At 64.6% G+C, this 16,387-nt stretch carries 13 protein-coding genes, 1 tRNA gene and 1 pseudogene; 13 read left to right on the top strand and 2 right to left on the bottom strand.

Translation table 11 applies throughout. From position 1 onward, the window contains the following. The first annotated feature begins 40 nt into the window (after window positions 1-40). Complete coding sequence (locus tag ACUTAF_RS11695; RefSeq protein WP_445580114.1) at window positions 41-301, top strand: DUF2790 domain-containing protein; 261 nt, start codon at window positions 41-43, stop codon at window positions 299-301. A gap of 32 nt (window positions 302-333) precedes the next feature. Beyond that, on the top strand, window positions 334-1,350 hold the full coding sequence (locus tag ACUTAF_RS11700) for an alpha/beta hydrolase (protein ID WP_445580115.1): 1,017 nt from the start codon (window positions 334-336) through the stop codon (window positions 1,348-1,350). Window positions 1,351-1,438: 88 nt separating this feature from the next. On the opposite strand, the gene uvrB is transcribed toward ACUTAF_RS11700, so the two are convergent. Beyond that, on the bottom strand, window positions 1,439-3,454 hold the full coding sequence (uvrB, locus tag ACUTAF_RS11705; protein WP_445580116.1) for an excinuclease ABC subunit UvrB: 2,016 nt from the start codon (window positions 3,452-3,454) through the stop codon (window positions 1,439-1,441). Between the two features lie 236 nt (window positions 3,455-3,690). On the opposite strand from uvrB, the gene ACUTAF_RS11710 reads away from it, so the two are divergent. The 3 genes and pseudogenes from ACUTAF_RS11710 to ACUTAF_RS11720 form a co-directional block, all read left to right on the top strand. Beyond that, the gene (locus ACUTAF_RS11710) at window positions 3,691-4,887 is read left to right on the top strand and encodes an amino acid aminotransferase (RefSeq protein ID WP_445580117.1); all 1,197 of its coding nucleotides are present in this window, start codon (window positions 3,691-3,693) and stop codon (window positions 4,885-4,887) included. A 157-nt stretch (window positions 4,888-5,044) separates the two neighbouring features. Further along, window positions 5,045-5,120 (top strand) — tRNA-Asn (locus ACUTAF_RS11715). A gap of 503 nt (window positions 5,121-5,623) precedes the next feature. Then, a pseudogene (locus ACUTAF_RS11720) lies at window positions 5,624-5,851 on the top strand (transposase); the annotation flags it as partial. A gap of 175 nt (window positions 5,852-6,026) precedes the next feature. On the opposite strand, the gene uraH reads toward ACUTAF_RS11720, so the two are convergent. Next, the gene (gene uraH / locus ACUTAF_RS11725; protein WP_445580118.1) at window positions 6,027-6,380 is read right to left on the bottom strand and encodes a hydroxyisourate hydrolase; all 354 of its coding nucleotides are present in this window, start codon (window positions 6,378-6,380) and stop codon (window positions 6,027-6,029) included. 404 nt (window positions 6,381-6,784) lie between these two features. Here uraH and puuE point away from each other — a divergent pair, with 404 nt between their 5' ends. The 8 genes from puuE (at window position 6,785) to ACUTAF_RS11765 (ending at window position 16,326) form a co-directional block, all read left to right on the top strand. Beyond that, window positions 6,785-7,729 (top strand): allantoinase PuuE, encoded by a 945-nt coding sequence (puuE, locus tag ACUTAF_RS11730; protein ID WP_445580119.1) that lies wholly within the window; start codon window positions 6,785-6,787, stop codon window positions 7,727-7,729. Beyond that, window positions 7,726-8,241: a 2-oxo-4-hydroxy-4-carboxy-5-ureidoimidazoline decarboxylase gene (gene uraD, locus ACUTAF_RS11735; protein ID WP_445580120.1), complete on the top strand. Its 516-nt coding sequence runs from the start codon at window positions 7,726-7,728 to the stop codon at window positions 8,239-8,241. The genes puuE and uraD overlap by 4 nt, the downstream gene beginning before the upstream one ends. Before the next feature lie 42 nt (window positions 8,242-8,283). Beyond that, window positions 8,284-8,787, top strand: a complete 504-nt coding sequence (locus ACUTAF_RS11740; protein WP_445580121.1) for an ureidoglycolate lyase — start codon at window positions 8,284-8,286, stop codon at window positions 8,785-8,787. 48 nt (window positions 8,788-8,835) lie between these two features. Further along, window positions 8,836-10,125, top strand: coding sequence for a urate hydroxylase PuuD (locus ACUTAF_RS11745; RefSeq protein ID WP_445580122.1), 1,290 nt, complete (start codon window positions 8,836-8,838; stop codon window positions 10,123-10,125). A 214-nt stretch (window positions 10,126-10,339) separates the two neighbouring features. After that, a complete protein-coding gene (locus ACUTAF_RS11750) occupies window positions 10,340-11,692 on the top strand; it encodes a nucleobase:cation symporter-2 family protein (protein ID WP_445580123.1) in 1,353 nt (450 codons plus the stop codon). A 242-nt stretch (window positions 11,693-11,934) separates the two neighbouring features. Then, a complete protein-coding gene (locus tag ACUTAF_RS11755) occupies window positions 11,935-13,434 on the top strand; it encodes a nucleobase:cation symporter-2 family protein (RefSeq protein ID WP_445580124.1) in 1,500 nt (499 codons plus the stop codon). Window positions 13,435-13,510: 76 nt separating this feature from the next. Beyond that, window positions 13,511-14,371, top strand: a complete 861-nt coding sequence (locus ACUTAF_RS11760) for an outer membrane protein OmpK (protein ID WP_445580125.1) — start codon at window positions 13,511-13,513, stop codon at window positions 14,369-14,371. Between the two features lie 488 nt (window positions 14,372-14,859). After that, window positions 14,860-16,326, top strand: a complete 1,467-nt coding sequence (locus ACUTAF_RS11765) for an NCS1 family nucleobase:cation symporter-1 (RefSeq protein WP_445580126.1) — start codon at window positions 14,860-14,862, stop codon at window positions 16,324-16,326. Window positions 16,327-16,387 lie beyond the last annotated feature (61 nt).

Genomic DNA, 16,387 nt, shown 5'->3' on the forward strand with positions numbered 1-16,387 from the left:
CACGGCTTGGCCGTGGGCGAGCCCAGGAGGAGACCACCGCATGAAGACTCGCAACCTGTTCGCCGCCACCCTGGCCGCGGTTTCGCTCAGTGCCTCCCTCGGGGCCTTTGCCCAGAACGCCACCGCTACACCCTACCGCTACGGCACCCAGCTGGACATCGCCAAGGTAATTGCCATCGACGTACCGGCCAGCCCGCAGTGCGAGGTGGTCACCGCGAAGATGACTTACCGCAACAGCGCCGGTGAGGTGCAAGTGCTCGCCTACGAGCAGCTGTCCAGCGCTTGCAGCAACCAGCACTGATCCTTGCAGCCCCTATCGACAGGAGTTTGACCATGAACATCTCGCGTACCCTCACCGCCGGGCTGCTCGCCCTGGCCGTCAGCAGCAGCTTCGCCGCCGGCAGTCCCGGCGTGGAACGCACTACCCAGGGTTTCCTCGACGCCCTGGCAGCCGGCGGCGGCCAGCCGCTGGAGACCTTGTCGCCGAAGGACGCCCGCGCCGTGCTGGTGGGTGCCCAGGCCAGCGCCAAGGTGGATCTGTCCGGCATCGTGGTGGACACCAGGGTGATCCAGGCGAACGGCCAGTCCATTACCCTGAAGGTTGTGCGTCCCGAAAGCGCCAAGGGCGTATTGCCGGGATTCATGTTCTTCCACGGCGGTGGCTGGGTGCTCGGCGACTTCCCGACCCACGAACGCCTGATCCGCGACCTGGTGGTGGGCTCGGGAGCGGCGGCGATCTATGTCGACTACAGCCCGTCGCCGGAGGCCAAGTACCCGACCGCGATCGACCAGGCCTACGCGGCGACCCAATGGGTGGCCGACAATGGCAGCCGGATCGGCGTCGATGGCTCGCGCCTGGCCGTGGCCGGCAACAGCGTCGGCGGCAATATGGCCGCGGTGGTGGCGCTCAAGGCCAAGGAGGCTGGCACTCCGAAGCTGCGCTTCCAGCTGCTGCTGTGGCCGGTGACCGACGCCAACTTCAACAACGCCTCCTACAACCAGTTCGCCGAAGGCCACTTCCTCACCCGCGGCATGATGGAATGGTTCTGGGACAACTACACCACCGACCCGAAGCAGCGCAACGAGATCCACGCCTCGCCGCTGCGCGCCAGCCTGGAGCAGCTCGAAGGCCTGCCGCCGGCGCTGGTGCAGACCGCCGAGATGGACGTGCTGCGCGACGAGGGCGAAGCCTACGCCCGACGCCTGGATGCCGCTGGCGTAACGGTGACCGCCGTACGCTACAACGGCATGATCCACGATTACGGCCTGCTCAACGTGCTGGCCGGGGTACCGGCCGTGCGCACCGCGCTGGATCAGGCCGCCCAGGCGTTGAAGGCCAACCTGCAGTAGCCGTGCAGATAAGCAGCCCCCGCCATCGGTAACGGTGGCGGGGTCCGTTGTTTGAGCCCCGGCGGCGACCGACGCGGCCAGGCGCGGGCTACACCTGCAGCAGGCGCTCGCGCAGTTTGTGAATCTCGTCGCGTAGCTGGGCCGCGGCCTCGAACTCCAGATCGCGGGCCAGTTGGTACATCTTCTCCTCGAGCTGGCGGATGCGCTTGGCGATCTCGCTCGGCGAACGCAGTTCGCTCTCGTAACGGGCGCTCTCCTCCGCCGCCTTGGCCATGCCCTTGCGCTTGTTGCTGCGCGCGCCGGGCACGGTGGCGCCTTCGAGGATGTCCTGGACGTCCTTCTTCACCCCCTTGGGCACGATGCCATGGGCCGCGTTGAAGGCAATCTGCTTGTCACGGCGCCGCTCGGTCTCGCCGATGGCGCGCGCCATCGAACCAGTGATGTTGTCGGCGTAGAGAATCGCCTTGCCGTTGAGGTTGCGCGCGGCGCGGCCGATGGTCTGGATCAGCGAACGCTCGCTGCGCAGGAAGCCTTCCTTGTCCGCATCGAGAATCGCCACCAGCGCAACCTCGGGCATGTCCAGGCCCTCGCGCAGCAGGTTGATGCCCACCAACACGTCGAAGGCGCCGAGACGCAGGTCGCGGATGATCTCCACCCGCTCCACGGTATCGATGTCCGAGTGCAGGTAGCGCACCTTGACGTCGTGGTCGGCCAGATAGTCGGTCAGGTCCTCGGCCATGCGCTTGGTCAGGGTGGTGACCAGCACGCGCTCCTCGACCGCCACGCGCAGGCGGATTTCCGACAGCAGGTCGTCGACCTGGGTGCGTGCCGGACGCACCTCCACCTCGGGATCGACCAGACCGGTCGGGCGCACCACCTGCTCGACCACCCGCCCGGCATGCTCGGCCTCGTAGGGCCCGGGCGTGGCGGAGACGAAGATAGTCTGCGGGCTGGCCGCCTCCCATTCCTCGAAGCGCATCGGCCGGTTGTCCAGCGCCGACGGCAGGCGGAAGCCGTATTCAACCAGGGTTTCCTTGCGCGAGCGGTCGCCCTTGTACATGGCGCCGACCTGCGGCACCGAGACGTGGGACTCGTCGATCACCAGCAGCGCCTGGTCCGGCAGGTAGTCGTACAGGGTCGGCGGCGGCTCGCCGGGGCCGCGCCCGGAGAGGTAGCGCGAGTAGTTCTCGATGCCGTTGCAGTAGCCCAGCTCGAGGATCATCTCCAGATCGAAACGGGTGCGCTGCTCCAGGCGCTGCGCCTCCACCAGCTTGCCCGCGCCGCGCAGGTAGTCGAGGCGCTGCTTGAGCTCGACCTTGATGTTCTCCACCGCGCCCAGCAGCGTCTCGCGCGGGGTGACGTAGTGGCTCTTGGGGTAGAAGGTGAAGCGCGGCAGCTTCTTGATCACTTCGCCGGTCAGCGGATCGAAGGCGCTGATGCTTTCCACCTCGTCGTCGAACAACTCGACGCGGATCGCCTCCAGCTCGGATTCGGCGGGGAAGACGTCGATCACGTCGCCGCGCACGCGGAAGCTGGCGCGGGCGAAATCCATGTCGTTGCGCGTGTACTGCAGCTCGGCCAGACGGCGCAGCAGGTCACGCTGATCCATTTTGTCGCCGCGGTCGAGGTGCAGCACCATCTTCAGGTACTCCTCGGGGCTGCCCAGGCCGTAGATCGACGACACGGTGCAGACCACGATCACGTCGGGCCGCTCGATCAGCGCCTTGGTCGCCGACAGGCGCATCTGCTCGATATGGTCGTTGATCGAGGCATCCTTCTCGATGAAGGTGTCGGACGACGGCACATAGGCTTCCGGCTGGTAGTAGTCGTAGTAGGAGACGAAATACTCCACCGCGTTGTGCGGGAAGAACGCCTTGAACTCGCCGTACAGCTGCGCCGCCAGGGTCTTGTTCGGCGCCAGCACCAGGGTCGGGCGCTGCACCTGGGCGATCACGTTGGCGATCGAGAAGGTCTTGCCCGAACCGGTCACCCCGAGCAGGGTCTGGTGCGACAGCCCCGCCTCGAGGCCCTCGACCATCTGCCGGATCGCCTCCGGCTGATCGCCGGCAGGCTTGAAGCGGGTAACCAGTTGAAACGCTGACATGACTGACCTCGACAAACGGCTGTGACGTACCCGGACAGCCTACGTCAAAGCTGCAAACCATGGGGGATGCGAAGACGCGCTCGAATTACCTGGCGAAAGCCTTTAATTCAGGCGTTTCCGCTGTCGCCCCCTGACCCCGGGGTCGTTATACTAACGCCCCGTTTACGCGACCCCTAGCGCTTGTTCACGGGGGACGCCTGGCCTCCCACCCTCACCTTCGAGCTGCCGCATCCATCATGAGTCTCTTCTCCGCCGTCGAAATGGCTCCGCGCGATCCCATCCTGGGCCTCAACGAAGCATTCAACGCCGACACCCGCCCGACCAAGGTCAACCTCGGCGTGGGTGTCTACTACAACGAGGAAGGGCGAATTCCGCTGCTCCGCGCGGTAGCCGAGGCCGAGAGGGCACGCATCGAGGCGCATGCGCCCCGTGGCTATCTGCCCATCGAAGGCATCGCCGCCTACGACAAGGCCGTGCAGGAACTGCTGTTCGGCAAGGGCGCGGCCCTGCTCGAAGCCGGCCGGGTGATCACCACCCAGGCCCTGGGCGGTACCGGCGCGCTGAAGATCGGCGCCGACTTCCTCAAGCGCCTGCTGCCCGACTCGATCGTGGCCATCAGCGACCCGAGCTGGGAGAACCACCGCGCGCTGTTCGAATCCGCCGGTTTCCCGGTGCAGAACTACCGCTACTACGATGCCTTCAGCAATGGCGTCAATCGCGGCGGCCTGCTCGAAGACCTGCGCAACCTGCCGGCCCGCTCGATCGTCGTGCTGCACGCCTGCTGCCACAACCCCACCGGCGTCGACCTGCAGCTGGACGACTGGAAAGCCGTGCTGGAAGTGCTGCGCGAGCGTGAGCACGTGCCCTTCCTCGACATCGCCTACCAGGGTTTCGGCGACGGCATCGAGCAGGACGCCGAAGCCGTGCGCCTGTTCGCCGAGTCCGGCCTGGAGTTCTTCGTTTCCAGCTCCTTCTCCAAGTCGTTCTCGCTGTACGGCGAGCGCGTAGGCGCGCTGTCCATCGTCACCGGCAGCCAGGAAGAGGCCGGGCGCGTGCTGTCGCAACTCAAGCGCGTGATCCGCACCAACTACTCCAACCCGCCGACCCACGGCGCCACCGTGGTCGCCAGCGTGCTCAACAGCCCCGAGCTGCGCGCCATGTGGGAAGCCGAGCTGGGCGAAATGCGCGAACGCATCCGCGGCATGCGCCTGGCCATGGTCGAGCAGCTGGCCGCCCTGGGCGCCAAGCGCGACTTCGGCTTCGTCGCCGAGCAACGCGGCATGTTCTCCTACTCCGGCCTCACCGTGGAACAGGTCGAGCGGCTGAAGAACGAGTTCGGCATCTACGCCGTCGGCACCGGCCGCATCTGCGTCGCCGCGCTGAACAAAGGCAACCTGGACAGCGTCACCCGCGCCATCCACGCCGTGCTGTAACGCTGAGGGAGGGCTTTAGCCGCGATCTGCCATAACCGTCGCGGCTAAAGCCCCTGCCACGGCCCCAGCACATCTGGACACGCCGTCTCGCAGCCATACAGAAGTCACTGCAAAGTATTGACTTCCCTTTCTTAATCAGTAACATACGCGCCGTTGTTCCGCGATAGCTCAGTCGGTAGAGCAAATGACTGTTAATCATTGGGTCCCTGGTTCGAGTCCAGGTCGCGGAGCCAAATTCAAAAGCCTCGGTTGATACCGGGGCTTTTTTGTATCCGCCGGACTCTCACCAGGGACTGCGTCCCAGGTTATTCGCTACGCTCACCCTTTCGGGGCCGCTGCTGCCGCGCGTTCGACTGGCGCCGTCGAGTTCAGGTCGCGGAGTCAAATTCAAAAGCCTCGGTTAATACCGGGGCTTTTTTGTATCCGCCGGACTCTCACCAGGGACTGCGTCCCAGGTTATTCGCTACGCTCACCCCTTCGGGGCCGCTGCTACCGCGCGTTCGGCTGGCGCCGTCGAGTCCAGGTCGCGGAGTCAAATTCAAAAGCCTCGATTGATACCGGGGCTTTTTTGTATCCGCCGGACTCTCACCAGGGACTGCGTCCCAGGTTATTCCCTTCGCTCACCCCTTCGGGGCCGCTGCTGCCGCGCGCTCAGCTGCGCTGTCGAGTCCAGGTCGCGGAGCCAAGTTCGGGAACTCAGTCTGAGCGCCGGGTTTTTATTGATTCTTCGCGGACTCGCCCATTCTTCGCGTTGCTCGGTGAGCGCTGCCAGCAAATCGAAGCGGTCGCCATGGACATGAGCACCGCTTTCGGCCTGGAAGTGAAGCGGCACCGCCCTCAAGCCGAAGTGCCGTATGAGCCGTTGCATGTGGTGGCGCGCCATGGGCGTGAGGTGATCGACCGTATCCGCGTCGATCAGGCCAACCTACTGCGCGATGACAAACCGCCACGCAAGGTGATCAAGCGCATGGCCTATGGCTTTCGGGACGCGGACCATTTCTTCCTGAAAATCGAGGCCGCCTTCCCTGGGAAAGCGCGATGAACCCAAAAAAAAGCCCGCAGTGTGAGCGGGCGCAAGGACTCGATCGAGTCTGAGGGTGACAAGCATAGGTTCGGCGGGATCTACGCCCGCCGCCGGCTCAGCTACCGCGGTAAGTGGAGTAGCTGTAGGGGGAAATCAGTAGCGGCACGTGGTAGTGCTCCTGCCCGGCGTCGATGCCGAAGCGCAGCACCACCACGTCGAGGAAGGCCGGATCGGGCAGGCTGACGCCGCGGGCGCGGTAGTAGTCGCCGGCATGGAAATGCAACTGGTAGACGCCGGTACGATAGTCCTCGCCCTGCAGCACCGGCGCATCGCAACGGCCGTCGTGGTTGGTGGTAACGCTGTTGATCAGCTCCAGCTGCGCGCCTTCGACGCGGTACAGCTCGACCTTGATATCACTCCCCGGGCAACCGTGCGCGGCGTCCAGTACATGCGTAGTCAAACGTCCCATGGCTCTCGGGTGCCCGTCGCGACCTGCGCCAACACGGACACCACACCTCCTCTACTCTGTTGAAATCGGCTCGTCGCAGTGCTCCGACGCTCTGGCAGGATAGCACGCAGAGCGAATATAAAACACTTTACAGAAAAATTGTACACAATAAATCCAGCACAATAGCCGATTGAGCACACGGCAGGATCACGGCATGTCTGCATCCAGCTCAGCCAGCGTGCCGGCGACGGCCCATATAGCTGACCAACTGGGCAAAATCCTCGTCGCGGCGGCGGGGGAAGAAAATGACGAAAAGTAGATTTACAAACGGCAACTTACTTTGTATACAATTAGCCATCCCGGTCGCGCCGCCATCCACTCCCGAGACGCGCACCGACCGCCACGTTCCAGATAGGAAGACTGCAGTGAACGCTGATTACCCACGCGATCTGATCGGCTACGGCGCCACCCCTCCCCACCCGCACTGGCCGGGCGACGCGCGCATCGCGCTGTCCTTCGTGCTCAACTACGAGGAAGGCGGCGAACGCAACATTCTCCATGGCGACAAGGAGTCCGAGGCCTTCCTCTCCGAGATGGTCGCCGCCCAGCCGCTGCAGGGCCAGCGCAACCTGTGCATGGAATCGCTCTACGAATACGGCAGCCGTGCCGGCGTGTGGCGCCTGCTCGAGCTGTTCAAGAAGCACGACATCCCGCTAACCGTGTTCGCCGTGGCCATGGCTGCCCAGCGTCACCCCGAGGTGATCAAGCAGATGGTCGCCGCCGGTCACGAGATCTGCAGCCACGGCTATCGCTGGATCGACTACCAGAACATGGACGAAGCCACCGAGCGCGAGCACATGTTCGAGGCCATCCGCATCCTCACCGAGCTGACCGGCGAGCGCCCGCTGGGCTGGTACACCGGCCGCCTGGGCCCGAACACCCGGCGCATCGTGCGCGAGGAAGGCGGCTTCCTCTACGACTCCGACACCTACGACGACGACCTGCCCTACTGGGATCCGGCCAGCACTGCGGAGAAGCCGCACCTGGTGATCCCCTACACCCTGGACACCAACGACATGCGCTTCACCCAGGTGCAGGGTTTCAACAAGGGCGACGACTTCTTCGAATACCTCAAGGACGCCTTCGACGTGCTCTACGCCGAGGGCGAAGCCGGCGCGCCGAAGATGCTGTCGATCGGCATGCACTGCCGCCTGCTCGGCCGCCCGGCGCGCCTGGCCTCGCTGGCACGCTTCCTCGATTACGTGAAGAGCCACGACAAGGTCTGGTGCGCGCGCCGCGTCGACATCGCCAAGCACTGGCACGTCACCCACCCCTTCCGTGCGACCGCCGAACAAGAGAGCAGCAAATGAGCCGTTTCCAGACCCTGACTCCGTCCCAGCTGAGCCGCGAGGCCTTCGTTGCCGCCTTCGCCGACATCTACGAGCACTCGCCCTGGGTGGCCGAGAAGGCCTACGATCTCGGCCTGGACGCATCCGTGGACGAGATCGACAGCCTGCAGCAGCGCATGGCCGACATCCTCCTGTCCGCCAGCCATGAGGCCCAGCTGGCGCTGATCAACGCGCACCCGGACCTGGCCGGCAAGGCTGCCGTGCGCGGCGAGCTGACCGCCTCCAGCACCGCCGAACAGTCCGGCGCCGGCATCCACGAATGCACCGCCGAGGAGTTCGCCCGCTTCACCGAACTCAACGATGCCTACAAGGCCAAGTTCGGCTTCCCCTTCATCAAGGCCGTCAAGGGCAGCAACCGCCACCAGATCCTGGCCGCCTTCGAGGAACGCATCCACAACACGCCGGAGCAGGAGTTCGCCACCGCCCTGGCCGAGATCAACAAGATCGCCATGTTCCGCCTGCAACAGCTGTAAGGCGGCAGTCCCATTCAACCGAGCAGAACAAGTAGAACAGCCATGCGTAGCCTGACCATCGAGCCCCTGAGCAAAGAAGCCTTCGCCCCCTTCGGTGACGTGATCGAAACCGAGGGCAGCGACTTCTTCATGATCAACAACGGCTCCACCCGCCGCTATCACAAGCTGGCCAGCGTGGAGACCGCACAGCCGGAGGACCAGGCCATCATCAGCATCTTCAGCGCCGAGGCGCTCGAGATGCCGCTGACCATCCGCATGCTGGAACGCCATCCGCTGGGCAGCCAGGCCTTCATTCCGCTGCTCGGCAACCCCTTTCTGATCGTGGTCGCGCCAGTTGGCGATGTACCTGTATCAGGGTCCGTCCGTGCCTTCCTCAGCAATGGCAGGCAGGGCGTCAATTACCATCGCGGCGTCTGGCACCACCCGGTGCTGACGATCGAAAAGCGGGATGACTTCCTGGTGGTTGATCGCAGTGGTTCCGGCAACAACTGCGATGAGCATTTCTTCAATGAGGACGAACTCCTTCTCCTCAACCCCCACCAATAAGAGAAGCCCGGGGCTGGCGTGCCTCCCCCGGGAAAAGAGGTACAGATCGTGGAAGCACATTTCACCGAATGGCTAAACCTGGGCATCCGCTGGATCCATATGATCACCGGCATCGCCTGGATCGGCGCATCCTTCTATTTCGTCTGGTTGGAGAACAACCTCAACCGGAGCAATCCCCGCGAGGGCCTATCGGGCGACCTCTGGGCGATTCACGGTGGCGGCATCTACCACCTGGAAAAGTACAAGCTGGCTCCGCCGAAAATGCCGGAGAACCTGCACTGGTTCAAATGGGAGGCCTACTTCACCTGGCTGTCGGGCATCGCCCTGATGCTGGTGGTGTACTACCTCAACCCCAGCCTGTACCTGGTCAAGCCGGGTGTCGAGCTGGCACCGGCCATGGGCATCGTCATCGGCTTCGGCTCGATGATCGCCGGCTATGTGATCTACCACTTCCTCTGCGACTCGCCGCTGGGCAAGCGCCCGGCCCTGCTCGGCGCCGTGCTGTTCGTGCTGATCATCGCCGCCGCCTACGGCTTTAGCCTGATCTTCAGCGGCCGCGCCGCGTACATCCATGTCGGCGCGATCATCGGCACCATCATGGTCGGCAACGTGTTCTTCACCATCATGCCGGCCCAGCGCGCGCTGGTTAAGGCGATCGAGGAGAACCGCACGCCCGATCCCGTGCTGCCGGCCAAGGGCCTGCTGCGCTCGCGCCACAACAACTACTTCACCCTGCCGGTGCTGTTCATCATGATCAGCAACCACTTCCCGAGCACCTACGGCAGCCAGTACAACTGGCTGATCCTGGCGGGCATCGCGATCCTGGCAGTGCTGGTACGCCACTACTTCAACACCCGCCATGACAGCAACAAGTTCGCCTGGACCCTGCCGGCCGCGGCCCTGGGCATGATCTGCCTGGCCTACGTCACCGCTCCGGTACACCGCTCGCCGAGCGCTGCTCCGGTCGCCGCCGTGGAGCAGCCAGCCAGCGAGACCCTGGCCAAGGTCGAGGAAGTGAGCGAAGCCCCGGCCGCTGCCGAACAGGCTCCGGCGGCCGAAGCCCCGGCAGCCGCCAGCAGCGACTTCGCCAAGGTCGAGAGCGTGATCCACGAGCGCTGCACCGTGTGCCACTCGGCGACCCCGAGCAGCCCGATGTTCAGCAGCGCACCGGCCGGCCTGCTGCTCGACACCCCCGAGCAGATCAAGGCGCAAGCCGCCAAGATCCATGCGCAGACCGTGGCCACGCAGATCATGCCGCTGGGCAACATCACCCAGATGACCCAGGACGAGCGTGACCTGATCGGCCAGTGGATCGCCCAGGGCGCCCAGACCAACTGATTGCCACACATGCCGCATCCGTGACTGGATGCGGCATTTTTTTGTTCAAACGCAGGCTGCGCGGTGCGCACCCTGCGTACGCGGTGATTCCCCAAGATCGAAACCTGGTGCGCACGGCGCACCCTACGCCTCCACGCGAGGCTGCAAGACCGTGGCGCCGCCCTCGATGGCGACGCCAGCGACTTACAAGAACAACAGCGCTCGAGGTATTTGCATGACCCAGCCCCACCCGCAAGCGGCCGCCTGTGCGGTCGACCAACGCCTGCCGCTGCTGCAGTTGATCCTGGTGAGCTTCCAGCACGTGCTGCTGATGTACGGCGGCGCCGTCGCCGTACCGCTGATCATCGGCGAGGCGGTCGGCCTGTCCCGCGAGGAAGTGGCCTTCCTGATCACCGCCGACCTGCTGGTGGCCGGCATCGCCACCCTGGTGCAGTCGCTCGGCATCGGCCCGATGGGCATCCGCATGCCGGTGATGATGGGTGCCAGCTTCGCCGCCGTCGGCAGCATGGTGGCCATGGCCGGCATGCCGGGCATGGGCCTGCCGGGCATCTTCGGCGCGACCATCGCCGCTGGCCTGTTCGGCATGCTGATCGCGCCCTTCATGTCGCGCATCGTGCGCTTCTTCCCGCCGCTGGTGACCGGCACGGTGATCACCGCCATCGGCCTGTCGCTGTTCCCGGTAGCAGTCAACTGGGCCGGCGGCGGTAGCGCCGCCAGCCAGTTCGGCGCCCTGCAGTACCTGGCCATCGCTGCCCTGGTGCTGCTCACCATCTTGCTGATCAACCGCTTCCTGCGCGGCTTCTGGGTCAACGTCTCGGTACTGATCGGCATGCTGCTGGGCTATCTGATGGCCGGCGGCCTGGGCATGGTCGACCTCGACGGCCTCGAGCAGACCGCCTGGTTCGCCCTGGTCACGCCCATGCACTTCGGCGTGCCGGAATTCCACCTGGCGCCGATCCTGTCGATGTGCCTGGTGGTGGTGATCATCTTCGTCGAGTCCACCGGCATGTTCCTCGCCCTGGGCAAGATCACCGGCCACGAGGTGACGCCGAAGATGCTGCGTGGGGGCCTGCTGTGCGACGCCGGCGCCTCGTTCTTCGCCGGCATCTTCAATACCTTCACCCATTCCTCCTTCGCCCAGAACATCGGCCTGGTGCAGATGACCGGGGTGCGCAGCCGCTTCGTCACCGCCTGCGCCGGGCTGTTTCTGATCGGCCTGAGCCTGCTGCCCAAGGCCGCCTTCCTGGTCGCCTCGATCCCCCCGGCGGTACTCGGCGGCGCCGGCATCGCTATGTTCGGCATGGTCGCCGCCACCGGCATCAAGATCCTCCAGGAGGCCGATATCGGCGATCGGCGCAACCAGCTGCTGGTGGCCGTCAGCGTCGGCATGGGCCTGACCCCGGTGGTACGCCCGGAATTCTTCGCCCACCTGCCGCACTGGATGGAGCCCATCACCCATAGCGGCATCGCCATGGCGACGATCAGCGCGGTGTGTCTCAACCTGCTGTTCAACATCCTCGGCGAGCCGGAGCGCAGCGCCCTGACCGGCGAACACGGCGCGCACTGAGCCTGCCCTGACAGGCCCGCACGCCCTCCTCCAACCCCAACGAAAACCGCCGGCAGCGCGAGCTGACCGGCGGTTCATTTTTTGTGCACAATCTATAAATAAATTGTTTTTAACCGTGTCCACAAGTTGCTATAGTCGGCACATTCTGACCGATTGGACAGCTTCCTTTTCGAGCAGAGCAGAGGTGCCGTGAAGCCTCGTGCAAGCCCATGACCGTATAAAAACAACTGGCAGGCTATGACATGACTACAGACCGCAACACCCAAGCCCCTGCTGCGCCTTCCGGCAACAGCGACCTGATCTACCAGCTGGACGACACGCCAGCCTTCGCCCCTGCCATCTTCGCGGCGCTGCAGCACGTGCTGGCCAGCTTCGTCGGCATCATCACCCCCACCCTGATCGTCGGCAGCGCCCTGGGCCTCGGCGCGCACGTGCCCTACCTGGTGAGCATGGCGCTGTTCGTCTCCGGCCTCGGCACCTTCGTCCAGGCCAAACGCATCGGCCCAATCGGCTCCGGCCTGCTGTGCCTGCAGGGCACCAGCTTCGGCTTCCTGAGCGTGGTGCTCAGCGCCGGTTTCATCGTCAAGGGCCGCGGCGCCAGCGAGGAGGAAATACTCGCCTCGCTGTTCGGCATCTGCTTCTGCGCCGCCTTCGTCGAGATCGCCTTCAGCCAGTTCATCAACAAGTTGCGCAAGGTGATCACGCCGGTGGTCACCGGCACCATCATCTGCCTGATGGGCCTGTCGCTGATCAAGGTGGGCATGACCGACCTGGCCGGCGGCTACGGCGCGCCGGACCTCGGCGCCCTGCACCACCTGGCCCTCGGCGGCCTCGTGCTGGGCACCATCGTCCTGCTCAACCGCGCCTCCTCCCAGGTGCTGCGCCTGTCGGCGGTGATCATCGGCCTGGCCCTGGGCTTCTTCGTCGCCTGGTTCACCGGCCGGGTGGACTTCGCCAACATGGCCGAGGTGCCGCTGATCAGCGTGCCGCAGCCGTTCAAGTACGGCTTCGGCTTCGACTGGATCGCCTTCGTGCCGATCGCAGTGATCTTCCTCATCACCCCGCTGGAGACCGCCGGCGACCTGACCGCCAACTCGATCATCTCCAAGCAGCCGGTCAAGGGCCCGCTGTACATGCGTCGAATCAAGTCCGGAGTGCTGGCCGACGGCTGCAACTCGGCGGTCGCCGCCATGTTCAACAGCCTGCCGATGACCACCTTCAGCCAGAACAACGGGGTGATCCAGCTCACCGGAGTAGCCAGCCGCCACGTGGCCTTCTACATCGCCGGCATCCTGGTGCTGCTCGGCCTGTTCCCGGCGGTCGGCGCGGTGCTGCAGCTGATGCCCAAGCCGGTGCTGGGCGGCGCCACCCTGATCATGTTCGGCACCGTCGCGGTGGCCGGCATCAAGATCCTCAGCGAGGCCGGCCTGCATCGCCGCAACGTGCTGATCGTGGCCATCTCCCTGGGCCTGGGCCTGGGCGTGGCCGGCGTGCCGGACGTGCTGTCGCACATGCCCGACGTGCTGAAGAACATCTTCGGCTCGCCGATCACTATCGGCGCCTTCAGCGCCATCGTGCTGAACATCTTCCTGCCGGACGAAGCGCATGAAGTGGAGGAAGACGACTACGACCCCGAGGCGCACCTGCATACCGTGCTGCAGAACGGCCAGGACGACGAAGACGACGACAGCAGCCTGAAGACCCTCAGCCGCGACCTTGACCCGAGCGCGCGACCGAGCTGACCCCCAACCTCGATTCCCCTCCCGGCGGCGCGCCGCCGGGAGCTGCCCGCTTGCACTCCAACAATAAGGAAAACCCATGAAACTCAAGCATCTGCCACACTGCTTTGCACTCTCCGCCGGCCTCTTCGCCGGTCAGCAGGCCCTCGCCGGCGACCTCCTTTACTGGCAGGACAACAGCCTGTCCTACCTCTACGGCGAGAACTTTCAGCGCATGAACTTCAACGGCGAAGAACAGCGCACCCAGACCACCTTAACCTTCGAGCACGCCAGCGGCTGGGCCTGGGGCGACATCTTCTACTTCCTCGACTACATCCGCGCCGACAACGTGCAGTCGCGCGGCAGCTTCGAGAACGGCACCTTCCGCCAGCACGACGAAGAATCCTTCTACTACATGGAGTTCTCCCCGCGCGTCAGCCTGAGCTGGCTGACCGGTCAGAAGCTGGCCGCCGGCCCGATCAAGGACGTCTACGCCGCCTTCACCTTCGAGAAAGGCGAAGGCGGCCCCGGCCCGGAGAACTACCTTTACGGCCTCGGCCTGGACTGGGATGTGCCCGGTTTCCGCTACTTCAAGACCAACCTGTACCAGGTCAAGATCAATAACCACGTGTTCTTCGCCGATGCAGACAGCAACGGCTACGCCACCCAGCTGACCGTTTCCGCCGCCTATCCCTTCAGCGTCGGCGAGCAGGACTTTCTGGTCGACGGCTTCCTCGACTGGCGCTCGCCGTCCAGCGACGCCGGCACCCAGACCTCGGTGGGCTCCTCGATTCAGGTCAAATGGGACGCCGGCAAGGCCTTGTTTGGCAAGGAAGGCCAGCTCTACGTCGGCACCGAGGTGAACATGTGGCACAACAAGTACGGCGTGAAGCCGGTGGACGGCTCCACCGACGGCTTCGACCAGACCGCCGTGCAGGCACTGGTCAAGTACCACTTCTGATCATTGCCACACCGCACTTGGCCGACGTCGGGTAGGGACGGCGGCCGGGTAAAAAGGGGGATGGGCGTTCGCGCCCTTCCCCCTTTTTCTTTGCTCAGGCGAAATGGCGGGGCGTCGCGCGCACAGCCTTTACCAAAGCAGATTCAATCGCCGCACCACCCCAGCGCCCTGGAACGAAACCCGGCACCGCATCGGTGCAAGATCTCGCCGCCCTATCCGCCTTTTCCATCAACGACTTGCAAGCATACAACTGACCATCAGGTCAAGTTTTTGCACACAAAAGATTGATATTTTGTGTGCAATTTGTCGAAAAGCCATGTTCAGCAAGGAGTTTTATGTGTACAAGACAATCAGGTTCCCACCGAAACATTGCCGAATCCGCTGTATACAGCTAATGCCCCGGCAATCGTCTACAAAGACGGAACGGAACCTGCAGACAAATCTCCTCATACGCCACCTGGGCGCAAGAACAACATTGGGAGCTGTCCATGTCCAACGCCGAAGAATTCCGCATCAAGCACATCGATCCCTCGCTGCATAACGAGGACCTCGCCCCGCTCGCCCCGGAAAAACGCAAATGGGGCTGGTTCGAGATCTTCAACGTCTGGTCCAACGACATCCAGAGCCTGTTCGGCTACACCCTGGCCGCCACCCTGTTCATTTCCTACGGGCTCAACGGCTGGGCGGTGCTGGCCGGCATCGTCCTGGCCGGCTGCATCGTCATGGGCCTGGTGCAGCTGACCGGCAAGCCGAGCGTGAAGTACGGCATTCCCTTCCCGGTGTTCGCCCGCGCCAGCATGGGCGTGCGCGGCGCCAACTTCCCGGCCCTGGTGCGCGGCGTCGTCGCCATCTTCTGGTACGGCGTGCAGACCTACTTCGCCTCCACCGCGGTGGCGCTGCTGCTCAACTCGCTGCTGCAGCCGCAGGAGCCGGCCAGCTTCCTCGGCATGACCGCCATCGGCTGGCTGTCCTACCTGATCGTCTGCGTGTTCCAGGTGGCGCTGTTCATCCGCGGCATCGACTGGATCACCAAGTTCCTCAACTGGGCCGGGCCGCTGGTCTACGTGGTGATGATCGCGCTGATGGCGATGATCTGGTACAAGGCCGGCCCCAGCCTGCTCGGCGAGCTGGGCAATATCTTCCGCGGCAGCGGTGAATACACCGCCGGGCCGGTCGCCGCCTTCTTCGCCGTGGTCGGCACCATGGTCGCCTACTTCGCCGCGGTGGTGATCAACTACGGCGACTTCGCCCGCTTCGTCAAAAGCGAGAAGCAGATGACCGTCGGCAACTTCCTCGGCCTGCCGGTGAGCCTGGCGATCTTCTCGCTGATCGCCCTGGTGATCACCGCCGGCACCGTGGTGGTGTTCGGCGAGACGCTGACCAACCCCACCGACATCGTCGCGCGGGTCGACAACCTGACCCTGACCATCATCGCCGCACTGACCTTCTTCGCCGCGACCGTGGGCATCAACCTGGTGGCCAACTTCATCCCTCCGGCCTACGACCTGGCCAACCTCGCCCCGGCGCATATCAGCGCGCGCACCGGCGGCTTCATCACCGCGGCCATCGCCTTCTTCATCGGCGCGCTGTGGGTGGCCTTCATCAGCAACGTCGGTATCGCCGCCTTCGTCGACACCCTCGGCGCGGTGCTCGCCCCGCTGTACGGCATCATCGTCGCCGACTACTACCTGGTGCGCCGCGGCAAGCTCGACCTGCAGCAGCTGTTCAGCGCCGAAGCCGGCTCGGCCTACTACTTCGACGGCGGCTGGAATCGCAAGGCGCTGATCGCCTTCGCCATCGCCTCGGTGTTCTCCGTCGCCTCGGTGTGGACCCCGGGCCTGAGCCAGCTGTCGGGCTACGCCTGGATCTTCGGCGCGCTGCTCGGCGCCGCCCTGCACTACCTGCTGATGTGCGGCAGCGTGAGCGCCCGGCGCAACGCCAGCGCCCTGGGCTGAGCCGCTCGACGCGAGGAGCCGCGCCGGCTCCTCGCCGACATCGCCCTCGACAGAGGCCGGC

The organism is Pseudomonas sp. SP16.1 (assembly GCF_052682975.1).